The 25,868-nt window shown below is 65.4% G+C and carries 20 protein-coding genes and 1 tRNA gene; 11 read left to right on the top strand and 10 right to left on the bottom strand.

The annotated features are described in order from the left end of the window. Nucleotides 1-27 precede the first annotated feature (27 nt). From AAFU51_01085 to AAFU51_01070, 4 genes are all read right to left on the bottom strand, one after another. The gene (locus AAFU51_01085) at nucleotides 28-609 is read right to left on the bottom strand and encodes a superoxide dismutase family protein (GenBank protein ID MEO1569839.1); all 582 of its coding nucleotides are present in this window, start codon (nucleotides 607-609) and stop codon (nucleotides 28-30) included. 70 nt (nucleotides 610-679) lie between these two features. Then, complete coding sequence (locus AAFU51_01080; GenBank protein MEO1569838.1) at nucleotides 680-1,057, bottom strand: MmcQ/YjbR family DNA-binding protein; 378 nt, start codon at nucleotides 1,055-1,057, stop codon at nucleotides 680-682. Between the two features lie 96 nt (nucleotides 1,058-1,153). Next, nucleotides 1,154-2,770 (bottom strand): T9SS type A sorting domain-containing protein, encoded by a 1,617-nt coding sequence (locus AAFU51_01075; GenBank protein ID MEO1569837.1) that lies wholly within the window; start codon nucleotides 2,768-2,770, stop codon nucleotides 1,154-1,156. Nucleotides 2,771-3,025: 255 nt separating this feature from the next. Beyond that, the gene (locus AAFU51_01070; GenBank protein ID MEO1569836.1) at nucleotides 3,026-3,355 is read right to left on the bottom strand and encodes a DUF3467 domain-containing protein; all 330 of its coding nucleotides are present in this window, start codon (nucleotides 3,353-3,355) and stop codon (nucleotides 3,026-3,028) included. Nucleotides 3,356-3,449: 94 nt separating this feature from the next. Between AAFU51_01070 and AAFU51_01065 the strand changes: the two genes are divergently transcribed. Beyond that, on the top strand, nucleotides 3,450-4,814 hold the full coding sequence (locus tag AAFU51_01065) for a glycosyl hydrolase 53 family protein (protein ID MEO1569835.1): 1,365 nt from the start codon (nucleotides 3,450-3,452) through the stop codon (nucleotides 4,812-4,814). 39 nt (nucleotides 4,815-4,853) lie between these two features. Here AAFU51_01065 and AAFU51_01060 read toward each other — a convergent pair whose 3' ends face one another. Next, nucleotides 4,854-6,278: a pyridoxal-phosphate dependent enzyme gene (locus tag AAFU51_01060; protein MEO1569834.1), complete on the bottom strand. Its 1,425-nt coding sequence runs from the start codon at nucleotides 6,276-6,278 to the stop codon at nucleotides 4,854-4,856. 308 nt (nucleotides 6,279-6,586) lie between these two features. On the opposite strand from AAFU51_01060, the gene AAFU51_01055 reads away from it, so the two are divergent. From AAFU51_01055 to aroA, 7 genes are all read left to right on the top strand, one after another. Beyond that, the gene (locus AAFU51_01055) at nucleotides 6,587-8,077 is read left to right on the top strand and encodes an aldehyde dehydrogenase family protein (protein ID MEO1569833.1); all 1,491 of its coding nucleotides are present in this window, start codon (nucleotides 6,587-6,589) and stop codon (nucleotides 8,075-8,077) included. Between the two features lie 128 nt (nucleotides 8,078-8,205). Continuing rightward, on the top strand, nucleotides 8,206-11,292 hold the full coding sequence (locus AAFU51_01050; protein ID MEO1569832.1) for a T9SS type A sorting domain-containing protein: 3,087 nt from the start codon (nucleotides 8,206-8,208) through the stop codon (nucleotides 11,290-11,292). 464 nt (nucleotides 11,293-11,756) lie between these two features. Beyond that, the gene (locus AAFU51_01045) at nucleotides 11,757-12,461 is read left to right on the top strand and encodes a hypothetical protein (GenBank protein MEO1569831.1); all 705 of its coding nucleotides are present in this window, start codon (nucleotides 11,757-11,759) and stop codon (nucleotides 12,459-12,461) included. Between the two features lie 417 nt (nucleotides 12,462-12,878). After that, nucleotides 12,879-13,553: an HAD hydrolase-like protein gene (locus tag AAFU51_01040; GenBank protein MEO1569830.1), complete on the top strand. Its 675-nt coding sequence runs from the start codon at nucleotides 12,879-12,881 to the stop codon at nucleotides 13,551-13,553. Nucleotides 13,554-13,658: 105 nt separating this feature from the next. Next, nucleotides 13,659-14,228, top strand: coding sequence for a sigma-70 family RNA polymerase sigma factor (locus AAFU51_01035; GenBank protein MEO1569829.1), 570 nt, complete (start codon nucleotides 13,659-13,661; stop codon nucleotides 14,226-14,228). Nucleotides 14,229-14,309: 81 nt separating this feature from the next. Further along, nucleotides 14,310-15,359 carry an adenosine deaminase gene (gene add, locus AAFU51_01030; protein MEO1569828.1) on the top strand — a complete coding sequence of 350 codons (1,050 nt, stop codon included), beginning with the start codon at nucleotides 14,310-14,312 and terminating at the stop codon, nucleotides 15,357-15,359. Nucleotides 15,360-15,413: 54 nt separating this feature from the next. Continuing rightward, the gene (aroA, locus tag AAFU51_01025) at nucleotides 15,414-16,730 is read left to right on the top strand and encodes a 3-phosphoshikimate 1-carboxyvinyltransferase (protein MEO1569827.1); all 1,317 of its coding nucleotides are present in this window, start codon (nucleotides 15,414-15,416) and stop codon (nucleotides 16,728-16,730) included. Here aroA and AAFU51_01020 read toward each other — a convergent pair. Together AAFU51_01020 and AAFU51_01015 are read right to left on the bottom strand one after the other, a co-directional pair. Then, nucleotides 16,727-17,086 carry an MGMT family protein gene (locus tag AAFU51_01020; protein MEO1569826.1) on the bottom strand — a complete coding sequence of 120 codons (360 nt, stop codon included), beginning with the start codon at nucleotides 17,084-17,086 and terminating at the stop codon, nucleotides 16,727-16,729. The two genes, aroA and AAFU51_01020, sit on opposite strands and share 4 nt — an antisense overlap. Before the next feature lie 4 nt (nucleotides 17,087-17,090). Then, complete coding sequence (locus AAFU51_01015; protein MEO1569825.1) at nucleotides 17,091-17,924, bottom strand: prohibitin family protein; 834 nt, start codon at nucleotides 17,922-17,924, stop codon at nucleotides 17,091-17,093. Between the two features lie 234 nt (nucleotides 17,925-18,158). On the opposite strand from AAFU51_01015, the gene murB reads away from it, so the two are divergent. Next, a complete protein-coding gene (gene murB / locus AAFU51_01010; protein ID MEO1569824.1) occupies nucleotides 18,159-19,244 on the top strand; it encodes a UDP-N-acetylmuramate dehydrogenase in 1,086 nt (361 codons plus the stop codon). A gap of 34 nt (nucleotides 19,245-19,278) precedes the next feature. Here the strand turns inward: murB and AAFU51_01005 are convergent, their stop codons facing one another. Further along, the gene (locus tag AAFU51_01005; GenBank protein ID MEO1569823.1) at nucleotides 19,279-20,220 is read right to left on the bottom strand and encodes an ADP-ribosylglycohydrolase family protein; all 942 of its coding nucleotides are present in this window, start codon (nucleotides 20,218-20,220) and stop codon (nucleotides 19,279-19,281) included. Between the two features lie 115 nt (nucleotides 20,221-20,335). Here AAFU51_01005 and AAFU51_01000 point away from each other — a divergent pair, with 115 nt between their 5' ends. Next, a complete protein-coding gene (locus AAFU51_01000; GenBank protein ID MEO1569822.1) occupies nucleotides 20,336-22,168 on the top strand; it encodes an ATP-binding cassette domain-containing protein in 1,833 nt (610 codons plus the stop codon). Between the two features lie 233 nt (nucleotides 22,169-22,401). Here the strand turns inward: AAFU51_01000 and AAFU51_00995 are convergent, their stop codons facing one another. Then, a complete protein-coding gene (locus AAFU51_00995) occupies nucleotides 22,402-24,714 on the bottom strand; it encodes a S46 family peptidase (GenBank protein ID MEO1569821.1) in 2,313 nt (770 codons plus the stop codon). A gap of 144 nt (nucleotides 24,715-24,858) precedes the next feature. Between AAFU51_00995 and AAFU51_00990 the strand changes: the two genes are divergently transcribed. Next, nucleotides 24,859-24,942: transfer RNA gene (locus AAFU51_00990), tRNA-Leu, on the top strand. Between the two features lie 3 nt (nucleotides 24,943-24,945). Here the strand turns inward: AAFU51_00990 and AAFU51_00985 are convergent. Further along, nucleotides 24,946-25,800 carry a 2-oxo acid dehydrogenase subunit E2 gene (locus AAFU51_00985; protein MEO1569820.1) on the bottom strand — a complete coding sequence of 285 codons (855 nt, stop codon included), beginning with the start codon at nucleotides 25,798-25,800 and terminating at the stop codon, nucleotides 24,946-24,948. Nucleotides 25,801-25,868: the final 68 nt, after the last annotated feature.

The raw sequence follows: 25,868 nt of genomic DNA, 5'->3' as shown, positions 1-25,868 counted from the left end.
TGCTAGCAACCTGTCGGGCTGGGCGCGCTACATCGCAGCGCCATCCTGAGCGATGATGCCGCAACCAACGCGGGCTCCTGCGGCACCAGAAGGCTGGCTGGTCAGGTCATCCGCGCCGGCGTGGATGATGAACGCCTTGCCAACGATGCTCCTCTCGCCATCGAGGCGGAGCACGGTGTCGTCGAAACTGCCCGCTGCGACGCCGTCCGCGTTGGCCTCGATGTTGCCGAGGTCGCCTTTGTGCCGCTCTGCTGCGTCGTTGGACGGAGCGCCATGGTCGTGGCCGTCGGGGTTGAAGTGCCCCCCTGCGGCGCCGCCGGGCGTGCCGTCCTCGCCAGGCCCGCAGCCGCCATTCGTGTGGACGTGGAAACCGTGCAGTCCTGGGGTCAGGCCAACAATCTCGTAGGCTACCGACACGCCACCGCCCCCCTCGGTGAAGGTGATGGTACCTGAGACGCCGGAGTCCGCGAGCGCCTCGATGGCGACGGATGCCATCTGAGCCGGAGCGGCAGCGTCTGCCTCAGTTGGTTCGTCAGGCGTAGTGGGCTCGTCGGACGACGACGCGCAGCCAGCGAGGGTGAGGGCACAAGCGAGAAACAGAGCGCGCATAACACGGCGGGGCAAGATGTGAGCGTCCCGGTGTGACGGGGTGCCTGCCAGGCAGTTCCAGACCGGCTCGTCAGCGCGACGCGGCACGCTCCCAGCCGAGCGCTTCGAGGCGAGCCTGCTCCGATTTCTTGAGCGAGCCAGCAATGAGGTCGTACGAGTGGTCGATCAACGCTCGCACGAGGTCACCGTCGAGGCGCCCATACTCGACCGTGTTCCAGTGTTTCTTGTTCATGTGGTAGCCTGGCTGCACGGCGTCGTAGCGCTCACGCAGGGCGACCGCACGCTCGGGGTCGCACTTCAGGTTGACCGTCCACGGCGGCCCGTCGAGTCCGAGCAGGGCGAACATCTTGCCGCCTGCCTTAAAGACCAGCACGGTATCGCCGAAGGGGGTTCCCTCCGAGGCATCAGGTTTGGCGAGGCAGTAGTCCCGGGCGATATCGATGGTCATGGCAATAGGGCGTGAGCACAAAAAGGCGGCGGGACGAAGCTAAGCGCTGCTCCGTCCCGCCGCTGTGAACCTAGGCGTGCGGGTTTCCCAGCCCTCTCAACGAAGTACCGTCAGTCGCTTGGTCGCGATGGCGGCACCCCGTTCGAGGCGGTACACGTAGACTCCGCTCGCCAGTCCGGTCGCGTCGAACTGCGCGGTGTGCGCTCCCACGCCGAGGTCAGCGCCGCTGAGAAGCTGGGCTACGGCGCGGCCTGTCACGTCGTACACGGTGAGCGTGACCTGCTCAGCTTGTTCCAAGGTGAACCGGATGGTCGTGGCCGAGCGGAGCGGGTTCGGGTAGGCACCCTCGCGGTACCCATCGTCCGCGTCGTCCGAGGCCTGGGCGAGCGCGTCGAGGCGACGGAGTGACCACCCGTCGGAGCCAGGCGCCCGAGTTGCGGCTTGGTCGGCTACCCGAAACGCGGCGAAGTCACCCGCGTCCGCAGCACTGGCATAGGTGCCGAGCTTGAAGAAGGCGTAGTAGTGTTCGTCAGGATCCAGGCGACCGGGCACGTCGAGCGCGTACCGGACGACGCCGTCGAAGGCCTGCGGGATGCGTACGGGGTCTGCCTGCGTCATGCCCTCGCTGGCGTAGCGTTCGTCGTCAAAGTCGTAGCGGCGGAGTTCGACCCAGGCGTCAACGTGCTGCGCGGTGCCGCTGTTGTTGGTGACCCGCACGTCCACAAAGGTCTCCGAGCCCGGTGCGATCTCGTCTGGCATGCCAACGAGGTCGAGCGCGAGGTTAGGGATCGGCGCATCGAGAGCCGTCACCGTCGCGTCGGGCGGGCCCCAGATGGTGGTATCGTGGTCGCCGAAATAGTCGTAGCGGAAGTCCTCATCGTCGTAGACGGTCGTCACGAGCACATAGCGCGTGTTGGCGTCGAGCCATACGTCGTCGATGAGCGAGGCATACCAGTAGTAGCTGGTCGGGTAGTCATCGTCCGAGGCGACGAGGTTGCGGCAGGGGTCGAAGCGGAAGGCTTCGTCTTCGTAGAGGTAGATCACGCCGTCCCAGAGGTAGGGAAACTCAAACTGCTCGGAGTGGATGTCGTACCACCCTTCCGTGTCGGTTTCGAACGCCTGCAGGACGAAGGCGGGAAACTGCGTGAAGCTCGCCGCACAGGCGTCGGGGGTTGCCTGGCTGCCCGGCCGGAACCACAGCGCCGACTCGCCGCCGTAGGGCAGTTCAGTGGTTGACAGCGGCGGTGCGTCGTCGAACCGGAGGTCGGCGTTGGAGTCGGTGGTGTAGAGCTTGTTCGTGAACGCTCCGACCTGATTGGGTGTGAGGCTGGTCGTCACGATGACGTACGTGCCCGCGAAGAGCGTCGTCGTCAAGGACGAGCTTGCGCTGTTGGCGATGAGGTTGTCGCACGGGGCCATTGGGTCGAACGTGCCCTCGTACAAGAGCAGAAGGCCAGCGAAATCCCAGCTCCCTTCGATCCAGTGGCGGATCGGCGCGGTCCCGAACTCGACGTCGTAGGCGTCGGTGAGGAAGCCCTGGGAGTCGTAGGGCACGACGGTGTCGGAGACTTCGCACGGACCTCCGTCGAAGGTCGGACGGGCCCACGTTGGCGGGCTGTCGGCGGTCGTGCCGTCGTAGACGATGGAAACCTGGGAGAACGCTGCAGGCGTGAGGACCACGCCAAGCACCAGCAGGAGGCTAGCAATACGCATGGGAGAGGCGGCTGGAGGAGAAGGCTGCGGCATCGTTTCCGAGGCAAACGCGCGCCGGAACCGATGTCCCAACAGCGTACCGCAACGCAAAACCCGATGGTGACAGCCGATTCCTACCCTCCGCTTCAGGCGAGAGCGCATCCCGCTGTAGGGGATGGTATGCAGCCAGTCCGACTTATGCCGCTCCGCGCCACCGCTCGTGTACCCCTCGCACCTTGACTCACCCGTGCTGTGACGGATTCACAAAAACGGCCGCTATGCTTCGCCGCCGGGGCCTCCGAAGAACTGAATGGGGCCTGACGAGCCGTTCTCGCCGATGGCGCCAAACTGCGCCTCGTACTTCCCGATGTTGTCTTCCAAGGCCGCCAGCAGGCGCATGGCGTGCTGTGGCGTGATGACGATGCGACTCTTCACGCGTGCCTTCGGCAGCCCCGGCATCACACGGATGAAGTCGAGGATGAACTCCTCGGGAGAATGCGCGATCATGACGAGGTTCGAGTAGATCCCCTCGGCTTGCTCTTCGCGGAGTTCGATGTTGAGCTGCGGGTTCTGGGGCGCGTCGTCGGGGCGCTTGGCGTCGGACATGGGCGAGATGGGAAGCGGGTGAGGACGGGAACCGAAGGTACGGCCTGCCCTTTGCTTGCCGCCTAGTCTTCCTCCCTCCTACCTGCTAGGCGCGATGCGCGTTGTCTCCTCTCTTCTGCTGCTCTGCGCGTGCCTCGCAGGAGCCGCGTGGTGCCAGGCGCAATCCGCGTTGCCCATCCGGTGCGCCGACCTTTCGTTCGAAGACGAGGTGCTGGCGGGGGGCGGACAGTACGATGGCGGGACCGCGATGGCACAACTCGCGGAAGCGGGTCTGAACACGGTACGCCTCCGCCTCTGGCATACACCGGAACCGGGCCGCGACGACCTTGCCGATGTCCTCGACGCCGCGACGCGGGCCGAGGCGCTCGGTCTCGATGTGCTCCTCGCGCTACACTACTCCGACACGTGGGCCGATCCGGGGCAGCAGACGCAACCAGCGGCCTGGGCGTCGCTCTCGCCCAACCTCCTAGCGGACAGTGTCTACGCCTACACGAGCGCCGTTCTAGCCGCTCTGCGCGACCAGGGCACACCGCCGCGCTACGTTCAACTAGGCAACGAGATCACGGGCGGGATGCTGTGGGACACGGGCCGCGTCGGAGGCACGTTCGATACGCCGACCCAGTGGACACAGCTCGCCGCGCTGCTCGCTTCCAGCCGCGCGGCCGTCCGTGGCGTGCTCGGCGACGATGTGACGGTGGTGGTCCACATCGATCGCGGGGCCGACCTGGCGGGCGCTACCTGGTTTTTCGACCGCCTTCGTCCGCTCTTTGACGACTTCGACGTGATCGGGCTGTCGTACTACCCCTGGTGGCACGGCGACCTCGACGCGTTCAGCGCGACCCTCGACGGCCTCGCGGCGCGCTACGGCCTCCCGCTCTTCGTCGCGGAGACCGCCTATCCGTGGACGCTCGGCTTCGTCGACGACACGAACAACCTCGTGGGCCTGCCCGAGCAGGTGCTGCCAGGCTATCCCGCCACAACAGAAGGCCAGGCCGACTTTCTAGCCACTGTGAACGGGCACATCGCTGCTTTGGCCGATGGCGGGGGGCTGGGGGTTTGCTACTGGGCGCCCGACTGGATCGCTGCGCCTGACTTCGGCTCGGCCTGGGAAAACGTCGCACTCTTTGATGCCGAGGGCCAACTCCTCTCAGCGGCGTCTGTGTTGGGCGGGACCAGCGTCGATGCGGCGGCGACACGCCCGCCCGCCCCGGCGCTCCGTGTCGCCGCCTATCCGAACCCAGCGACGGAGACCATCGCCATAGTCCTCGACGGGCCGCCCGGATGCGGCACCGTCGACGTCGTAGACCTGCTCGGGCGCACCCATCGGGACGCTGAGCCGATTTGCAGCGGGCGACCGCTTCGGATGCACGTCGGCGACTGGGAGCCGGGAGTTGTTGCCCTTCGCATCCAGTGGGGCGCACAGCAGCGCACGCGCTTGCTCGTGATCGCACCCAGATGAACTGAGCACGGCAGATGAACTGAGCCTTCTCGGCGTGCGCTATTTGCTCCGGCTCGCCTCGGCAAGCGCGGCGATGAGGTCCGAGCGCGTGAGGATGTAGTAGCCGTCGACCGGCGCGCCGTCACCACCGGCAGCGGTTTCGCTGGCGTGGACCAGCACAGCACCGGCCGGACCGTCGAGGTAGGCTGAGAGGTGATCGAGGTGCAGGTTCGCGGGCACGACGGGCAGCGGATCGCCCATCGTCTCAGCCACGGCGGCATCGCGGGACGCGGGGTCTTCGATCAGCCGCTGCAAGACCGAACGCTCGGTGAGGCTCCCCACCGGCTCGCCCTCGTCGATGACCGGAAGCTGGCTGATGCCATACTCCGTCATGCGTGCGATGGCATCCGCGAGTGTGTCGCTGGGCGAGACGGCCACGACGGCACCCATCTCGGCACGCCGGCGCAGCACGTTGGCCGCGGTGAGTTCGGGACGATCCTGGACGAACCCGTTGCGCCGCATCCACTCGTCGCTGTACGTCTTCGAGAGGTAGCGGAAGCCCGAGTCAGGTAGCATGACGACGACGACATCGTCCGCGCTCAGGCTATCGCGGTGGGCGTGCAGCCAGTCGAGCGCGCCCGCCACGGCCATGCCGCACGACTGCCCGATGAAGAGGCCCTCCTCGCGGGCGAGCCGCCGTGTCATGAGCATCGTGTCCCGGTCCGTCACCTGGATGTAGTCGTCCACGATGTCGAAGTCCATGTTCTTCGCCAGGATGTCCTCGCCGACGCCCTCGGTGAGGTACGGGTAGATCTCGTCGTGATCGAAGACGCGCTCGTGGAAGTACTTGTAGTAGACCGACCCGAACGGATCGACGCCGACGATGTTGACATTGGGGTTCTGCTCCTTCAGGTAGCGCGCCGTGCCCGATATGGAGCCACCCGTGCCGGCCCCGGCGATGTAGTGCGTGATGCGGCCCTCGGTCTGCGTCCAGAGTTCGGGACCAGTCGTGTTGTAGTGCGCCTCGGCGTTGGCGGGGTGGTCGTACTGGTTCGGGTAGAACGAATTCGGGATCTCGCGAGAAAGCCGCGCCGCGACGGAGTAGTACGAGCGCGGGTCGTCCGGCGCGACGTTCGTCGGGCAGACGATGACCTCGGCCCCGAGCGCGCGCAGCACGTCGATCTTCTCCGGCGACTGCTTGTCCGTCGTCGTGAAGATGCAGCGGTAGCCCTTCGCGATGGCCGCGAGCGCGAGCCCCGCGCCCGTGTTGCCCGAAGTGCCCTCGATGATCGTCCCGCCTGGCGCGATCTGACCCTTCGCCTCCGCGTCCTCCAGCATCGCGATGCCGATGCGGTCCTTGACCGAGCCGCCGGGGTTGAAGAACTCGACCTTCGCGAGGACCGTGCACGGCAGGTCCGCCGCAACACGGTTGAGCCGCACGAGCGGCGTGTTGCCGATGGTGCCGAGGATGGAATCGTGCCACATGGTCGGGTCCAGCTAGCCGGGAGGGAACGCAGTCGAAAAAGGTACGACGGTGCAGGGTCGCAGGGTCGCAGGTCGCAGGTCGCAGGTCGCAGGTCGCAGGTCGCAGGTCGCAGGTCGCAGGTCGCAGAAGCAAACCCGGCTCGGAAGCCGCGTCAAGCGAATTCGCTGCGCTTGGCTTCACCCTAGTCGCTATTCACCAGTCGCTAGTCGCCCCCTCCCCTCTTCTTTCGCCCATCCTTCTGCCTTCCTCCTTCACCGCCCCGATATCTTCCCCCTATCCCCCATTTCTTATTCCCTATCCCCTAAAGATGGCTGACACGTATCACAACTACATCGGCGGCGCGTGGGTGCCCGCTGAAGACAACGCCACCTTCGAGAGCCGCAACCCCGCGAAGCGCTCCGACCTCATCGGGCGCTTTCCTCGTTCTTCGGAGCGGGATGTCGCCAAGGCTGTCGAGGTCGCCAACGCGGCGTTTGACGCGTGGCGACTCATGCCTCCGCCGAAGCGCGGCGACATCCTCCGCACCCTCGGCGACATCCTCACGGAGCGCAAGGACGACCTCGCCCGCGCCATGACGCGCGAGATGGGCAAGCCCCACTTCGAGACGAAGGGCGACGTGCAGGAAGCCATCGACACGGCCTACTACGCCGCCACCGAGGGCCGCCGCCTCTTCGGGCACACCGTCCCGAGCGAGATGGACAACAAGTTCAACATGTCCGTACGCCGCCCCATCGGCGTCGTGGGCGTGATCACGGCGTGGAACTTCCCCGTGGCTGTCCCGACGTGGAAGATGTTTCCGGCGCTGCTCGCGGGCAACTGCGTGATTTTCAAGCCGAGCGAGGACGCCCCGCACTCGGGCATGCTGCTCGTCGAGGCGATGATCGACGCGGGCTTCCCCGAGGGCGTCGTGCAGCTCGTCCAGGGCGACGGCACCGCCGGGCGTGCGCTCGTGGAGCACCCCGACGTGCCCGTCATCACGTTCACGGGCTCGACCGAGACCGGCCGCAAGATCGGCGAGGTGTGCGGGCGCATGCACAAGCGCTTCTCGTTCGAGATGGGCGGCAAGAACCCCGCCGTCGTGATGGAGGACGCCGACCTCGACCTCGCGCTCGAAGGCATCCTCTGGGGCGCGTTCGGCACGACCGGCCAGCGCTGCACCGCCACAAGCCGCCTGATCGTCCACCGCGACGTGCAGGACAAGCTCGTCGGCATGCTGAAGGACCGCGCCGAGGCGCTCGTGCTCGGCTACGGCAACGACGACGACACGGAGATGGGCCCGCTCATCAACCAGGACGCGCTCGACAAGGTGACGCGCTACATGGACATCGCCAAGGACGGCGGCGCGACGCTCGTGACGGGCGGTACCGCCGCGACCGGCGAAGGCCTGGACGATGGCTACTTCTTCCAGCCGACCATCTTCACCAACGTCGACCCCGACTCGCGGCTCGCGCAGGAGGAGGTATTCGGCCCTGTCCTCGCCGTGATCACCATCGACTCGTTCGACGAGGCCATCGCGGCGGCGAACAACACGCCCTACGGCCTCTCGTCGGCGGTCTACACGAAGGACGTAGCCCGCGCCTTCCGCGCACTCCGCGACATCGACGCCGGCATCACCTACATCAACGGCCCGACCATCGGCGCCGAAGCGCACATGCCGTTCGGCGGCGTGAAGGCCACCGGCAACGGCCACCGCGAAGGCGGCTGGGAGGTCTTCGAGTTCTACACGGAGACGAAGACGTGCTACATCGACTTCTCGGGCACCCTCCAGCGCGCCCAGATCGATAACTACGACGACTAATTCCCCAGGCATCGTCCTGAACGCGGCCCCTCCATTGCTTGAATGGAGGGGCCGTTTTACTTTAGGCCGCTCACGGAATCTCAACGCTCCGCGATTCCGCACTTTTCTTTCCTCCCTTCGTCAGACCTATGCCCTCTCGTTACCGTAGCCTACGCACCTTGGCGACGCTTGTCGCCATGCTGGCTCTCGCCAGCGCCCCCGCTTTAGCGCAAGTCTCTACGGACACCCCTGCCCGTATCGCCCAGCCCGGAGACGCCCCGACCCTGTCGACGCGCGCACACACGGTCGCGGACGGTGGCACCTACACCCCCTCTGCGGTCCGTCCTCCGGACGCCTCCTTCTCGAAACGGCAGGGGGGGCTGATTCAGGACGGGGGCTTCGAAGCGACGACGGGCCCGTTCGGCGACAACCCGTCGTGGGACGGCGTGCTCACCGTCAACAACGCCACGCCCTTCTGCAACCCGCAGTGCCTCACCGGCAACCCCCAGCTCGCCCGCACGGGCGACTTCTTCGTCATCTTCGGCTTCGGCAACGTCGGCACGGACTTCATCGAGCAGACCGTTTCCGTGCCTGCGGCGGGCGACTATATCCTGCAGTTCTTCCTGCGTGGCGGCCTCTCCGACAACAATGAAAACGGCACCGCCGAGGCCCAGGGTCTCTTCAGCGTCACCGTAGACGGCACGCCGGTCTACACCCTCACGCCCGAGGAGGCAATCCCTTTCAACCCAGCCTACTCGCGCATCGAGGTGCCGGTGTCGTTCTCGGCTCCGGGCACGGCGTCAGTGCGCTTCGAGCTCGACGTGACGGGCGGGACCGACGATGTCTTTCAGGTCACCCTCGACGACATCTCGCTGGAGATCCCACCGCCGCCGCCCGTCGGGCAACTCATCGGTGACCCGAGCTTCGAGGGGACGTCCGGGTCGTTTGGCACCAACCCGTCGTGGGACGGCGTGCTCACCGTCAACAACGCCACGCCCTTCTGCAACCCGCAGTGCCTCACCGGCAACCCCCAGCTCGCCCGCACGGGCGACTTCTTCGTCATCTTCGGCTTCGGCAACGTCGGCACCGACTTCATCGAGCAGACCGTGACTGTGCCCGAGGCGGGCGACTACAACCTGCAATTTTACCTGCGTGGCGGCCTCGCTGACAATAACAACAACGGCATGGCCGAGGTCGACGGAGCGTTCAGCGTCACCATTGACGGCACGCCCGTTTACACGCTGTCCCCGGAGGAGGCGCTGCCCTTCAGCCAGGCCTACACGCGCATCGACGTACCGATATCGTTCGAGGCTGCAGGCGCAGCGACCGTGCGGTTCGAGCTAGATGTGCTCAGTGCGAGCGCACCTGGGGACGATGTCTTCCAGGTCACCCTCGACGACATCACGTTGGGGCCGCCGCCTGTGACGGACCCGATCCTCAACGCAGGCATCGTCGCCACCGAAATCCTCGACGACGGCTACTATGGTGCCAACAGCGGCAATGGCCTCGGCATTCTCTTTGACGGCGAGAACGGCTTATTCGAGGGGCAGTTGCTCGCTGGTCTAGGCCCCGAGACGGTCTACGGTGAGCCTTACACCCCAGGCGAATGGGTCACCACGCGGGCCATCGCCAACATCGACGCGCCAGAGGGTTTCGACGAGGCCGTCGAGACGGTCTTCGAGTCGTCTGACGGCGCACTACAGGTCACGTTGCGCGCCTTCACAGCCGCCAACGCGCCGGTCTTCCTGGAATACGAAGTGCTCAACCAGAGCGGCGCGGACGTTAGCGAGGTCTACGTCGGTCCGTTCGCCGACTGGGACGTGGGGACCTTTAGCTCCAACCTCGCCGGCTTCGACGCGGGCACGAACCTGCTCTACGTCTTGGACAACAGCGACCCCGAGAGCAGCTATTTCGGGATTGCGGCACTCTTCTCTAACGCTGCTCCTGTCTCGGGCACGAGCGGCAGCCTCGACCTGACCATGGGCACGGACGACGGCGAGCTCTACGCGGCGCTGACCAGTCTCAGCGCGTTTAGCATGGTGCCCGGCGACCGCCGTACAGTCCTCGGTACGGGCCCGTGGGCGATTAACGACAGCGACACGGTGCTTGCACGCTTCGCCCTCGTTGCCGGCGAAAGCCTGGCGGCCATCACGGACGCAGCAGAATCCGCCCAGGCTGCCTTCCCGGCACCGACCGGCTTTGACACCGGCCTCGTCCAGACCGAGATCCTTCCCGGCGGCTTCTGGGGGGCCAACCGTGGCGATGGCACCGGCTTTGTGTTCGACGGCACGAATGGGCTGTTCGAAGGCCAGTTCATTGCGAGCGTCACCGCGAATGAAACCTTCGGCATTCCCTACGCCGGCGATAACAATGGGTGGGTCGCCACAAGTGAGCCGACCCAGGCAACCCCGCCAGACGGGTTCGAGAGCGCCTTCACGGTCACGTTCGCCAGCGACGACGGCGCGCTTAGCGTCACCCAGCTCGCCTATGCCAACACCGGAGACCCCTACGTTTTCTTCGACTACACCCTCACAAACACCTCCGGCGGCCCGCTTGACGAGGTCTACGCAGGCCTGTTCGCCGACTGGGACATCGACGACGCCGGGGACGATATCGGCAACTACATTGACGAGTCTCAGGTGCTCTTCGCATCCGACCTGGATGCTCCGCTTCCCTTCTTCGGCGTGGCGGCGGGCCTGTCGAACGAACAGCCGCTCTCTGGTATCGCCTTTGACGTCACCGGAGGCGGTCAGGAGGACGAAGTCTTTGGCTCGCTCACTACGTTCGACGAGCTTCCCTTCGGAGGGGCGGATCGGCGCATGATGATCTCATCCGGGGCCTATTCGCTTGCCGACGGCGCAAGCGCGACGGTCACCTTTTTCGTGGTGGCCGGCGAAGACCGTGAGGCGATTGCGGCGAACGCAGCGGCGGCTCAGAGCATCCTCGTAGACGTGGAGGAGACGACGCTGGCCGGTACGTTTGCGCTTCACAGCGCTTTCCCGAACCCGTTTAGCGCGAGCACAACGCTGGGGTTCACCCTCCCGGAGGCCACCGATGTCCGCCTAGACGTCTATGACCTACTCGGCCGGCGCGTAGCCACGCTCGTTGACGGGCCACAGGCGGCGGGCTACACGGCGGTCACGTTCGATGCCGCTCATCTTTCAAGCGGGACCTACGTCTACCGCCTCGCGGCTGGCCGCACGCAGCTCGTAGAGCGCTTCACGCTGGTCCGCTAGCTGGAGCCTTCCAGTTATAGCCAGCTTTAGTGCTATGCCTACCAGGCCTCGCCGGACCACACCGGCGAGGCCTGTGGTGCGTTTGGCGGGCTCTCCCCGGCTGGCATCCCGCTTCGCCTCCCGCTTCTGTGTCCCACCTTTTCGTTAACCGTCGGGACGCTCCCAAATAGCAGCAGCATCGGACGGCGGTGTGGGGAGACGATACTCACCGATGCCGCGTCTCGGTTGGTCCCTACCGGTCGTACTCAGGCACCCTCTAGCGCGCCCAGATCGACAACGACGACGACTCGGTCGACTGTACAGACCGTCCATGTGTAGCCGAGGTGTCATCGCGTGCCTTGGCTACGTTTGTTTGCATCTCCTGCGCCCTACTCTTAGCCACCCTGAAAGAGACCCGTGTAACGGAACAAGGTTTGCACCTCAACATGTGCTCCTCCGTCTCATGCACGCGATGACTCCCTCGCATGGCTATCCCCTCTCGTGGCAGTGCCTTACAACAGCCCACATCAAGCCTCGTCGACTTGCTTCGCTTGATCGACAACCGAGGCGATCGAGACTTCGTCGAGTTTGCCATCCACTTTGAAGAGGAGCAAGCCTACGGGCAAGAGATGCTCGGCAAGATCCGCCGTCGACTGGATCCCGACGTCATTCCGGTTCATGCCCACGAGTATCGCTGCAACAGCTTTGTGAACGCACGCAACTCGTTCGTCAAGTTCTGCGAATCGGACCCTTCTTTAGCGACGGGGTCGATGATCTGTGCGCTCACCGAGCAGCGCGAATACTTCGTCCACTACACTCAATTTGTAGTCGCCCATCAGATCGTTGCCGCACAAGAAGCTATTGCGAACGCTCGGTTTTGGGTTAACAAAGACACCGCAAAGGCGGCTTTGCACAGCGCCGAAGGATTACTCAGTAAGACAATAAATGCAAGGGTTTCGGTTGACAATCAGCCCAGTCAACCTAGCTTCGGCGAGATTTCCGACGAGGTCCTGAACGTAGACGAATACGAGAAATTGCTCGACACGTTGGATGCGGCTTCCAAGCAAGCTCGCCGTGCCGTGAAAGTTCTTCCGAACCCAGAGCAACGATTCAATCGGTGGACGGTGCTTGCGTCCTTGCTGATCACGTTAGCAGGCTTGTTGCTTACGATCTTTCTGGCGCAGAGTTGAGATCGTGCGCCAACCGCACTCGTTCAAGTACACGTAGTGCTCTACCGTAGGCTTTTCGGGCCGCGGGTGCGTTTGCTGTGGTAAGCGGCTCCCCTGCAATCGAAGGCCACCCCATCAGGTGAAGGAAAAATCGGGGTTGTTTGTCTGTGCGCTTGATCATGGTCGATCGGCGAGATGTATGCTGACTCAGCGCTAGATGGGTCCACAACCATACCTACTCGTTCTTCGATGATTCCACTGACCCAATTGGAATACCCGCGTTACCTATCCACCCCCTCGAAACCGATCTTTTTGACTTACCTGTGAACCTACCCATCGATTTTTGCCGTTAGGAAGGATCAGATGTACTCGCGATGAGGTAGCGCCTTACACCTATCATGCAGGCTCCCAAGAACATCCCACCACGGCACCTTCCTCATGCTCCTCCTCTTCGACATCGACGGCACCCTTCTGAACGGCAACGGCATCGGGCGGCGGTGCGTGGAAGCGGCACTCAGCGAGGTTGTTGGGCGGCCTGTATCTGCGGAGGGCGTGCCGTTCTCGGGCAAGACTGACCCGCAGTGCCTCCGCGATGTCTACACCGCCAACGATATCGGTGCTACGGATGCGCTGATCGCGGACGGGCTGGAGCGCTACGTCGCCACCATGCACGCGACGGCGACGGTGGACACGATCACGGTGCTGCCGGGCGTCCCGGCGCTCGTCGAGCAGTTGCGCGTCGACGAGCGCGTGCAGCTCGCGCTGCTGACCGGGAACGTCGAGGCGATGGCCTACCTCAAAGTCGGCTTTCTTGGCTATGATCGCGCGACGTTCCCCTTCGGCGCGTTCGGCAGCGACAGCGAGGCGCGCAACGACCTTCCGGCCATCGCCGCCGAGCGCGGACAGGCCCACGCCAGCCGAGCGTATGCCCCCGACGAGGTCGTCATCATCGGCGACACGCCGCGCGACATCGCCTGCGCTCGGCACTTCGGCGCGCGCGCCATCGCCGTGTCTACGGGCCGCTTCGACGCCGACACCCTCGCTGAACACGAGCCGGACGCGCTGCTGCCCGATCTCCTTGATCCGGATGCATTCTGGGACGCCTTGCGATAGCAGACGGCGAGCCCACCCGGTAAGCGTCGCATCAGCGGTTGGTTAACCCAGGGTACCGTCGTATTCTTGCGGCACCACTACCCACCCCATCGATCCCCAAAAGCGATGGCGGATGCCCTCGACGTCACACAGCTGTTGCACGCCTACTCCGGCGGCAACCGTGATGCGTTCGACGACCTCTTCGCGCAGGTCTACGACGAACTCCGGCGCCTCGCGCGCTACCACCTCCGGCAGGAGCGGAGCAACCATACGCTCTCGACGACGGCGCTCGTCCACGAGGCATACATCAAGCTCGTCCGGCAGGAGAACGCGCAGTGGCAGAACCGCGCGCACTTCTACGCGGTCGCGTCGCAAGCCATGCGGCGGCTGCTGATCTCGCACGCCCGCAAGCGCAACGCCCAGAAGCGCGGCGGCGACGTGGCGCGCGTTACGCTCAACGAGCACCTCGTGGAAGGCGCGATGCAGGACGACCAATTGCTCGCCCTCGACGAGGCGCTCTCGCGGTTGGAACAGCTGAGCCCCCGACAGAGCCGTGTGGTGGAATGCCGCTTCTTCGGCGGGCTCTCGGTTGAGGAGACCGCGGCGGCGCTCAGCATTTCCGAGGCGACAGTCAAACGCGACTGGCGGGTAGCGAAGGCGTGGCTCTTCCGCGAGCTACGGGAGTCGGACGGCTGACTCGTCACACAGGCATAGCACGGGTGCCGTGGCGCGCGCTCCGCGATCTCCGTAGCTTGCGGAAATCAACCTACTGCATCCGTGACGCTGACCAAAGACGACCTCCGCGCCTGGCCTAAGGCCGAACTCCACTGCCACCTCGACGGCTCGCTCCGCCTCTCCACGATGCTGGAATTGGCTGAGGAGTTTGGCAAGATGGACCTTCTCCCCGCTTCCACCGAAGCCGACCTGGAACGCGAACTCCTGAAGGTGGATGCCTCGGCGACGCTGGAAGAGTACCTCGCCTGGTTCGGCTACTCGATCCCGCTCATGCAGACGCGCGACGCGCTCCGGCGCATCGCCTACGAGTTGGCTGAGGACGCCGCGGCCGAGAACGTGCGCTACCTCGAAGTGCGCTACGGCCCGATCCTGCATACGGAGGAAGGCCTCACGCTCGATGCCGTCAACGACGCCGTCCTCACGGGGCTGAGCGATGCCGAGGCCGACTTCGGCATCAAGACCGGCGTGATCGTATGCGGCCTGCGCGACCGCTTCGAGAGCGCCTCTCTCCAGCAGGCCGAGCTTGCCGTGCGCTACAAAGGCCGCGGCGTACTCGGCTTCGACCTCGCTGGCGGCGAGCGCGGCAACCCGGCCGACATGCACGGCGCGGCGTTCCACCTCGCCCGCAAACAGCTCCTGAACATCACCGTGCACGCAGGCGAGTCGTTCGGCCCTGTCTCGATCCGACAGGCACTCTTCAAATGCGGCGCGCACCGAATCGGGCATGGCGTCACGTTGCGCGAGGACCCGGACCTGATGCGCTTCTTCGTGGACCGGCAGATCCCGCTCGAAGTCTGCCCGACGTCGAACGTGCAAACGAAAGTGGTCCCGAGCTACGAGGAGCACCCCGTCTCGGAGTACGTTCGGGCAGGCGTCCCGGTCACGGCGAACACCGACAACCGCCTCTTCAGCCGCACGACCATGACGGACGAGTTGTGGCTCCTCCACACGCGCTGCGGCCTGACCGTCGAGGAGTTGCGCGAGGTCACGCTCAACGGCTTCCGCCACGCCTTCCTCCACTATGAGGAAAAGCAAGCGCTCGTCGAAGAGGCCGAAGCCGAGCTCTTGGGCCTGGCGATTGGGGATTTCTGATGCGAGATTTTTGATTGTAATTGGACATCTCAAATCGAAAATCGTCAATCCAACATGACCATCTCCGTTGAGCCGGTCCCCGCCATCGCAGGGTCGGTCACGCTGCCTGCCGACAAGTCGATATCGCACCGGGCGGCGCTGTTCGCGGCGATGGCCGAGGGCGAAAGCGAGATCGTTGGGTTCTCCGATGCTGCCGACCCGCACAGCACGCTCGACTGCCTGCGCGCGCTGGGCGTCGAGATCACGGAGGTGGACGGTAGCCTGAGGGTCAACAGCCGAGGCCTGCGCGGCTGGCGCGCGGCGGCGGGTCCGCTCGACTGCAGCAACTCGGGCACGACCATGCGGCTCATTGCGGGGTTGCTCGCCGGGCAGCGCTTCGGGAGCACCCTCATCGGCGATGCCTCCCTCTCCGTGCGACCCATGGCGCGCATCGCCACTCCGCTCCGGGAGATGGGCGCGGAGATCATCATGACCGACGGTCATGCGCCGCTGACCATCCGCCCCCGGCGGCTCATCGGTACGACCTACGCACTGCCCATGGCCTCGGCGCAGGTAAAATCGTGCGTGCTTCTTGCTGGCCACCTCGCCGATGGCACGACGACCGTGATCGAGCCTGTGCCCACGCGGGACCACACGGAGCGCCTACTGGGGCTCGACACGATGGACATCGGCGGCGTGCGGCATGTCTCCGTCGAAGGCGGCCAGACGGTGCAGCCCGGTCTTTGGGTCGTCCCGCGCGACGTCTCGGCGTCGGCGTTCTTCCTCGTCGCGGCATCGATCCTGGAGAACGCGACGCTGGAGATGGCGAGCGTAGGCCTCAATCCGACCCGATCGGCGGTCATCGACGTACTCCGTGCGATGGGTGCAGACATCCGCATTACGAACGAGCGGGAGCACAACCGCGAGCCACTCGCCGACCTCCGTGTCTACGCGCCATCCAGCGGTCTCGTCGGGATCGAGCTCGGCGGCGCGATCATCGCCAACCTTATCGACGAAATCCCGATCCTCGCCGTAGCCGCTGCGCTCGCCGACGGCCCCACCACCATCAGCGACGCGGGCGAGTTGCGCGTCAAGGAGACTGATCGCATCATGGCGACCGCCGCGATGTTGCGCGCCTTCGGGGTCGAGGTCATCGAACGCGAGGACGGCCTGACGATCCACGGACGCGGACGCACGCTCCTGCGAGGCGGGCGGACCATCGAGAGCTTCCACGACCACCGCATCGCGATGGCCGCGGGTGTCGCTGCACTTGCTGCCGACGCGCCGACGACGATCCGGGACGCTGACACCGCCCGCATCTCGTTCCCCACGTTCTGGGACGAACTCGACGCCATGGCCGGTGGCCAGATCGTGAGCAACGCGCTCAGCTAGGAGTCGTTCAGTGTCGTCTCCTCGGCGGGGTCCCAGAGGTGCGCGGCGAGGTCAACCTGATCGTCGTCCACGAAGGCGACGTCCTCTGCGAGCAGCCGTTCGGCCATAAAGTCGGGCGTGGGGAAGTGCCGCCGCCCGACGAGGACGCCGTTGCGGTTCACGACGCGGTGGCACGGCACTGCGAGCGGGTCGTCGGAGCAGGCGACCGCCTTGAGCGCCCAGCCGACGGCCATGCCGGACTGCCCCGTGCCGATGTGCCGTGCGATGTGCCCGTAGGTCGTCACGCGCCCACGTGGAATCTGGGCCACGACAGCCCAGACCCTGCGGAAAAAGTCAGAAGGGGCGCGTTCAGCCACGACGCTAGTTGTCGCCCAAGATGAGCGGGAGGCCACTATCCCCACCACCAACGACCACAACTTTCGCATTGGGTGACTCGGCGAGTTGGCGGGTGGCCTGGATGCCCTCGAACTGGAGGAAGCGATCCGAGAGCGACTCCGTGATGATGCGCTGGTAATCGGCCTGGCCTTGTGCCTCAACGCGCTTCCGGTTGGCCTCCTGCTCGGCGACCTGGATCGAGAGCCGGGTCTGCTCCACGCGCTGCTCCTCTTCGAGCTTGTTCTCGATGGCCGAGCGGATCTGCTGGGGTAATTCCACGTCACGGATCAGTACCGCGTCGATGTCGATGAACACCGAGTCAGCGGTTTCGGAGAGGCGGCTCGTGATCTGCTGCTGGAGTTCGTCGCGGCGCGTCGAGTAGAGTTCCTCCGGCGTAAAGCGACCGACGGCTGCGCGCGACTCCGAGCGGATCTCCGGCTGGATGAGGTCCTCGTAGTAATCGCGCCCGAAGGTGACGTGGAGTTGCGGGAGATTCGCGAGGTCTGGGCGGTAGCGAACGGACACGTCCATGGCGATTTCGAGGCCGTTGGAGGAGAGCACCTCCACCTTCTCGTCACGGTTTTTAAGCGTCACGTCGTAGATCGTCATGCTCTCCCACGGCCAGAAGATGTGAAAGCCCTCACCGAAGCTGCGTTCGAGATTGGTACCGGAGAGCAGGCTCACCTTGACGCCCTGCTCGCCCGAGCCCACGGAGGCGGTCATGCAGCCCGCTGCGATGACGAGAAGGATGAAGACGAAGAGCGCTACGACGCCGTAGCGGCCGGCGGTGCGCGTGAGGTTGGGATACGGGTTGGCCATGACGGAAGCAGTCGGGTGGAAAGGCAAGACCTGAGAGGACGCGCAAGCTACGATGCCGCGCTGATCCTGTCGAATCTGTGTTCGGGATTCGGTACCCGCGAGTCGCCGCGCGGCTCCGCATCCTACCCGGAAAGACAGGCGCAACGTTCTCACGACGATCTCACGGCCCGACCCGGCCACGCAGCGGCCTCTGCACGTAGACTTGTCGCCGACCCACCGCTCTCCGTGCTCTCTATGCCCGCCCCCAAAGCCGCCCTTCGCACTGCCCTCGTAGATCGCTTCGGTCCGGACCGCGTTCAGCAGAACGTCCGGCTCGCACCGCTTACCACGTTCAAGATCGGCGGTCCGGCCGACCTCTTCCTCGAAGCACGCACCGCCGACGAACTCGCCGACGCGATCACGTTGGCCCGCACATCGGCGGTCCAGTATTTCCTCCTCGGACTCGGCGCCAACATTCTCGTGGGCGACCTCGGCTTTCGTGGCCTTGTCATCCGCAACGCGGCCACGCACGTCACCCTGGACGAAGCGCAGCACCGTCTCACAGCAGAAAGCGGCGCCATCGTCTACCCGAATCTCATCAAGACGGCCGTGGGCGCTGGGCTGTCGGGCCTGGAACACTATGTGGGCATCCCATCGACGGTGGGCGGCGCGCTGTGGCAAAATCTGCACTTCCTCTCCCCCGACCGCTCGCGGACGATGTTCATCGAGGAGGTGCTGCTCGAAGCCGACCTGCTCACGGAGGAGGGCGAGCGCAAGACCGTCGGTGTGGACTACTTCGAGTACGGCTACGACGACTCGATCCTCCACCACCGCGACGACCTCGTGCTCTCCGCTACGTTTCAACTCGCGCCACACGACGAGGCCACAATGCGCGAGATCATGGCGGCCAACCTCGACTGGAGGCAGAAGCGGCACCCACCGCTCGATACCGAGCCGAGCGCGGGCAGCATTTTCCAGAAAATTGAGGGCGTTGGCGCGGGGCGGCTCATCGACTGGTGCGGGCTCAAGGGCTGCCGGATCGGGGGCGCGATGGTGACGCACCGGCACGCGAACATCTTCATCAACCAAGGCATCACCGAGGGCCGCACCATCGATCGCGGAGGCGCCACCGCCCGCGACGTGCGGCACCTCATCACGCATGTGCAGACGGTCGTCGAGCGCGAGCAGGGCTACCGCATTCAGCCCGAGATCAAATTCGTCGGCGACTTCGGCGACCTCCCCGGCATGTACCCGAAGAACTGGGCCGACTCCGACGGCTTTACGGGAGGCCTCCCCCCTGGCGGTCACACCGACGCCCACACCGAGGGCGTCGGGCGATAGCGACAACGCATCAGGGCGTCATCGAATCAGGGCGTTAACGCATCAGCGCATCGGCCACCGCGAGGATCTGGTCGCGGGCTTCGAGGCCGTCGTGCCAGGCTTGCGGGAACGCGTCGGCGCCGTTGAGCGCGCCGAGTAGCGCCCCGCACAGCGCGCCCACCGAGTTTGCGTCGCCGCCGACGTTGATCGCGGACAGGAGCGTGGTCTCGGGCAGGTGTGGGTTGCGCGCAAACATGGCGAGGGCGAACGGCCACGACTCGCTGGCGTGCACCCCCGTCCCACCGCACGCGTCCTGGAGATCGAGCGGGAAGTCGTCGAGATTATCCCGAAGCGCGGCGAGTCGGTCTGAGACCGAGGTGTCGGTGTCGCCGGAGCTTCGCTCGACAGCGAGCGTCTCGGCATGAACGGCCTCCCAGAACGCATCCACGTTGAAGGAGTCTGCCTCTGCCAGCAGCGCTGCTCGGACGGCGAAGGCGTGCCCGTAGGCGGCAGCCACGGATGCGGGATGACTGTGCGTCGCGCTCATCAATGGGACGAGATCGGATTTTTTGTCCTCGTCCACGGATTCTGCTTTCGACAGCCATGCACCGAGCGGAGCCATCGTGACTGCTGCCCCATTCGACGGGGCCGCGAACGTCGTTGCCTGCTGCAACGCCTCCAGCAGACCCGGCTCCCAGCGCCGCGCGTGGGGGAGCAGTTCGTTCAGTGCTCCTCGAAGACGCTCTCGATGCCCTCCTCGCGTGGCGGAGTCTGCCAATACGCGGGCGAGGGCAAGCATGCGCTGCGTATCGCCCGTCCACTGTCCGGCGTCGAGTTCACCGCGCTTCTCGTCGGCGCGGTATTCTTTGATGCCCTTGTAGTAGAGCCGCACGTTTTGGTGACTCAGGTGCTCGATGGGCATGCCGAGCGCATCGCCGATGGCGGTGCCGAGCAGCGCGCCGCGCACGCGGTCGGGGGAGAGCGAGGTCGAGGGCATGGGGCTAGGTTTTGGTGAACGCCGATCCTGTCGGGCCGCTCAACGTTTTGACCCGGCTCGAAGTCCCCTGCCCGGACTGCTCTTCATTCTTTACTCCTCTCCTTTCTCGAAACCGATGCCCGTCCTCACGCTCCACGACGTTTCGCTGAGCCTAGGCGGTCCGCGCCTCCTCGACAGCACGGGGCTGGTCCTCGACGACGGCGAGCGCGTGTGCCTTGTCGGGCGCAACGGGACGGGCAAATCGACGCTGCTGCGGATCATCGCTGGGCAGGTCGCGCCGGACGAGGGCGAGGTGCGGCTGCGCTCCGGCGCGCGGGTCGCCTACCTGACGCAGGCCGCACCTGAAGCGCCTGGACTGACGGTGTTCGACGTAATTGCCGAGGGCCTGCCCGAGGGCTTCGACCGGCACGCGAACGCGCACCGCGTGGAGGCGCTGTGCTCGCAGATGGACCTCGACCCGCAGGCGCGCTACGACGATGGCTCGGGCGGCATGCGGCGCCGCACCCGCCTCGCTCGCGCCCTCGTCGCCGAGCCCGACCTCCTCCTCCTCGACGAGCCGACGAACCACCTCGATCTCGACGCGATCACGTGGCTGGAGGGCTTCCTGAAGCGCTGGAGCGGCACGCTGCTCTTCGTCACGCACGACCGCGCCTTTCTTCGAGCACTCGCCACGCGCATCGTCGAGCTGGACCGAGGTGTGCTCAAGAGCTATCCGGGCAACTACGACACGTTCCTCCAGCGTCGCGACGAGCTGCTTGAGATCGAGGCGCGCGAGCAGGCGCAGTTCGACAAAAAGCTCGCCGAGGAAGAGGCGTGGATCCGGCGCGGTATCAAGGCACGTCGGACGCGCAACGAGGGCCGCGTGCGCGCGCTCAAGGCCATGCGTGACGAGCGCGCCGCCCGCCGCGAGACCGTCGGCGAGGTGCAGGCCGAAATCAGCACCGCGAGCCGCTCCGGCAAGCGCGTCATCGTGGCGAATGACATCGCCTACGCCTGGCCCGCTGCCGAAGGCGAAGCGCTGCCCGTCGTCCGCGTTTTCTCGACGACGATCCAGCGCGGCGACAAGGTCGGGCTTATCGGCCCCAACGGCGCAGGCAAGACCACGCTCCTGCGGCTGCTCCTCGGTACACTCAATCCCGATGCTGGCACCGTCGAACACGGTACCAATCTCGAAGTGGCCTACTTCGACCAGCACCGCGATGTGCTAGACGACACGATGACGGTCGAGCAAGCCGTCACCGACGGTATGACCGACACGGTGCAGGTCAACGGGCAGCCCGTCCACGTGATGAGCTACCTCAAGCGATTTCTGTTCGAACCGAAGCGCGCCCGCGAGGCCGTTGGTGTGCTGTCGGGTGGCGAGCGAGCCCGGCTGCTCCTCGCCCGCCTCTTCGCGCGGCCCTCGAATGTCCTCGTCCTCGACGAGCCCACGAACGACCTCGACTTGGAGACGCTCGACCTCCTCGAAGACCTCCTCGGAGAGTATCCCGGCACCGTCCTCCTTGTCAGCCACGACCGCGCGTTCCTCGACAACGTCGTCTCCTCCACGTTTGCCTTCGAGGGCGACGGCATCGTGAACGAGTACGTAGGCGGCTACGCGGATTGGTTGCGACAGAAGCAGCGACAGCAGCAGCGCAAGGCTGAAGCCTCCAAGCCAAAACAGCCCACTTCGACCTCGAACGGCAAGCCGCGTGGCGGCAAGACGAAGCTGTCATACAAAGAGCAGCGCGAACTCGACGCGCTTCCGAGCCAGATCGAGACGCTCGAAGTGGAGCAGGGCGAGATCCACGCGGCGATGGCTCTGCCTGACTTCTACACGCAGGGACCGGACGTCTACGAGACGACACAGAAACGGCTCACCGAGCTCTCAGGCGAGCTAGAGGCCGCCTACGAGCGTTGGGACGAGCTCGAAACGTTGCAGACCGAACTGGAAGCCGCTCGGGCTTGAGCCTCGTGCTGGTTCGCGACAGACTCACGGGATGTACCCTCACTGTCCTGCGTCGTCTTCGCACTACGCCGCTCCTCGGACTGCCCCCTTAGACACGAGAGGGACAGCTTGCGCACCGTTGCAGGTGTGCAAGTGGGGGGAGCAATCCTGGCATAGGGACGGCCCTGAACAGAGAAAGGGGAACGGCCCGAAGACCGCTCCCCTTTCTGTATGGAGCCTGGTTCAGCCGCGCCTTACTCCGGCAGCGTGCCCTCCGTGAGCTCTTCCACGAGGCGCGTCGCCTGGTAGATGTCGCGGATCGATTCGAGCATGCCGCGCGAGTCGACGGAGACAGTGCGGTTGAAGGTGTCGTCGAAGATGTAGTTGCCCGGCAGGCTGTTGATGTTGCCGTCGAAGGCAACGCCGACGATCTCGAGGTCGCGGTTGAGCACCGGCGAACCCGAGTTGCCACCGATGATATCGTTTGTCGAGACGAAGTTCATCGGGGTGGTGTAGTCGAAGCCTGCGCCGGGGTTGAGCCAGTTGTCGGGGAGGTCCCAGTCGCAGTTGGCCGCGCCGTCGATGCTCGTGAAGAGGTCGTCTTTGGCTGTGCCGTCAGCGTCGCAGTACGAGTGGTAGTGGTCGTAGAGCCCAAACATGGTGGTGAAGGCCGGGGCGACGGTGCCGTTGTATTCGTAGCCCTTCACGACGCCGTCCGAGATGCGGAGCGAGAACGTCGCGTCCGGCGGGATCGACTCGCCGTAGACCTCAAAGCGGGCGCGGGCGAGGCGGCTCGACAGCTCTTCGAGCTCGGCGCCCGACTGGCCTTGGGCCTGCTGCATCATGCCGAAGCGCGGCGCAAGAGCCTGCGCGATGGCAAAGGCCGGGTCGTCCGATTGCAGGATGTCGTCCGATGCCAGGAAGGCTGCGGTGGCTGCGGAGTCGGCGAAGACCGTGTTGGCGACGAGCATCCGGGCGCGCTCTGCCGGATCCATACCCCCGAGGGCCGCCTGCGTGAGCGGATCGTCCTCGCCCAGGTAGAACTGGAAGTCGCGGAGGCGTGCTTCTACCATCAGCGCGTCGAGCTCGCTGGGGATGTCCTCGGACAGGATGTTGCCTTTCAGCCCGGCCAGGTTTTCCTCCGGCACGCCGCTCGACTTCTGTGCGGCGTAGAAGTAGCTCAGCAGTGCCCGGCGCATCGTCTGCGAGGCATAGGCGGGGCTCGTGATCGCTAGGAGCGCGCCAAAGAGCGGAGCGTCGGACCGGGCAGCATCGCGGTTGGCTGCGATGGCGTCGAAAAGGCCACCATATTCCTCCGCCATCGCCGGGTCGGCCATGATGGCGGCGCGGAAGTCGTCCTGCGCAGCCTGACGGCGAGCTATGATGTAGGAGTCCTGGAGACCCTCTACGCGCCCCGTGTAGGCCTTGCGGCCATTGGCAGCCCCGAGGAAGCTGTCACGTACCTCTGGCGTCTGCGGGTGGTCTGGGTTGGCGTCGATAAACTGCTTGAGCGCCACCTCGCGGGTCGCGAGCAGACGGAGGATGTAGGCTTCCGTGAAGTCGCGGCGGAAGAGCAGCTCGGAGACGGTCTGGAGGCGCGTCGTGGAGCCGGGGTTGCCGATCACAAAGACGAGGTCGCCCTCGGCCGCACCGTTGTCCGACCACGGGAAGTAGACGTCCGAACTGACCGGCTCGCCGTTGTCGTCGTAGACGCGGAAGAGCGTAAAGTCGAGGCTGTAGCGTGGGTAGGTGAAGTTGTCCGGGTCACCGCCGAATTTGCCAAGGCGGTCTTCCGGCGCGAAGACAAGACGGACATCGTCGTACTTCTGGAAGATGTACGCCTTGAACTGGCCCCCGGCGTAGAGCGTAATCACTTCTACGCTCACGCCAGCCTCTTCCCCACCCCGCTCTTCAGCAAGCCGCGTCTGAATGGCTTCGATGGCTTCGTCGCGGGCGGCGCTGCGCGCCTGGTCGCCTTCTACGGCGTCAGCGGCGGCCTCGACTTCCGCGGTCACATCAATGATTTCGGTGAGTTGCTCGGCGGGGTAGTCCACGGGGCGCTCGTCGGCCAGCGTCTCGGCATAGAAGCCATCGCGGGGCAGGTCTTCGCCCTCACGGGTCGCCTCGGTCAGGCTGGAGCGCCCACAGTGGTGGTTGGTAAGGAGTAACCCGTGCGGCGACACGAACGAGGCCGAGCAGTTGGGGAGGCGGATAGCGCCGAGGCGGGCCCGCTCAAACCAGTCAGCGTCCGGCGTGAAGTTGTAGCGCTCGCGGAAGTAGTCGAGCGGTGGGTTGTCGAGCGTAAACATGCGCCCGTTGTCGAAGCGACCGGCCTGGACGGTGTCGGGGTCGAACGAGAGCGGTGCGGCGCTAGCCATCGCTTCCATGTCCTCTTCCATCGTCTCCATGGCGTCTTCGGCGTCGTCCATCATCTCTTCGGCCGTGTCTTCGGCCTCCTCGACCGCCTCAGCCATGGCTGGCGCGGGGTCGGGCGCGGTCGTGGGGGTGACAGTGCCACAGCCCCACACAAGGGCGGCGGCTAGGAAGAGCAACAACGATCGGTTCATCGGAAGAGTGGATCCAGTGAGAATGGCAGGAATGCAAGGGGGCGTTGAAGATACGCGCCCGTCCTTTTCGGCTTGCGAAGCATGTGGGAAGGCGACGCCCGACCGGTTCCGGCGCCAACGCGGTGGCGTACCTTTAAACCTCCTGCCCCTATGCTGGAATTGGTAGACAGGCCAGACTTAGGATCTGGTGTCCGAAAGGGCGTGTAGGTTCGACTCCTACTGGGGGCACGCTCAGCCGCGTGGTGGCTCGCACAGTCGTGCAGGGTCGCGCAGTCGGCGCGCGACACCGCTGAAGAACACCCCGACGTGTCGTCCGTCCACGAGCCGGTGGTCGAAGGTGGCGGAGAGCGGTGCGCAGATGCGACCGATGGTGGTTTCTCCCGTGGCGACGGGCATGGGGCGTGGCTCCATCAGCCACACGACGGTGGTACCGCGGGCGGCTGGGACGAGCGGCCCATCCACTGAGCGCGTCCAGAAGGGGGCCTCGCGGTGCTTGAAGCGTCCAACCTCAGAAAGCACGACCGTCCCGAACGATTCCGGCGCCATATCGAAGGCAGGCAGCGCTAGACCGAGGCCCGACGTCATGCCACGTAGCGCTTTGAAAACGGGCCGACGGACAGCCCATGGGATGCGTGCTAGCGTGTAGGTTTTCTTCGTTGCCCGTCGTCCCTGTGGCGTACGCAGGTGGCGCAGTCCGGCGTGCGCAGCCTCGGCTAGGGCGTACGCCGTCTGGGTATGTGCAGCGGCGAGCCTGATCTCTGTCAACGCATCACGACCTGGCACCTTCGCCGTCAAGAGCACGTCGAGGGAGCGCTTGGCGCGGACTCGTCCGCGGTGGAGGTAGGTGTTCATGGCCGGCACGTCCTCGTCGATCGTGCGCGCGATGGCGGCAGCCACGAGGTGCACCAGGCCGAGCCGTACGCCAGGTCGGCGTCCCGCTTCGAGAAATGCGACCGCCTCGGAGACATCCACGTCGACGGTCACGGAGAGTCGGGCATCGGTCGGCGCAGCGAACACCGCGGCAGCCATGCGTCGCCACGGACTGTCGTGGCGGTACGGGTCGGCAGGGTCCGGCGGCGTCGGCATGAGCGGAAGCTACAACGTCGTTCCACAAAAAAACCTGCCCGTGAGAACGAGCAGGCTTGTGCGAACAT

This window comes from Bacteroidota bacterium (assembly GCA_039821555.1).
In the GTDB taxonomy this organism is placed as follows: domain Bacteria; phylum Bacteroidota; class Rhodothermia; order Rhodothermales; family Rubricoccaceae; genus JBCBEX01.
This window is presented reverse-complemented; position numbering and strand designations above follow the sequence as displayed.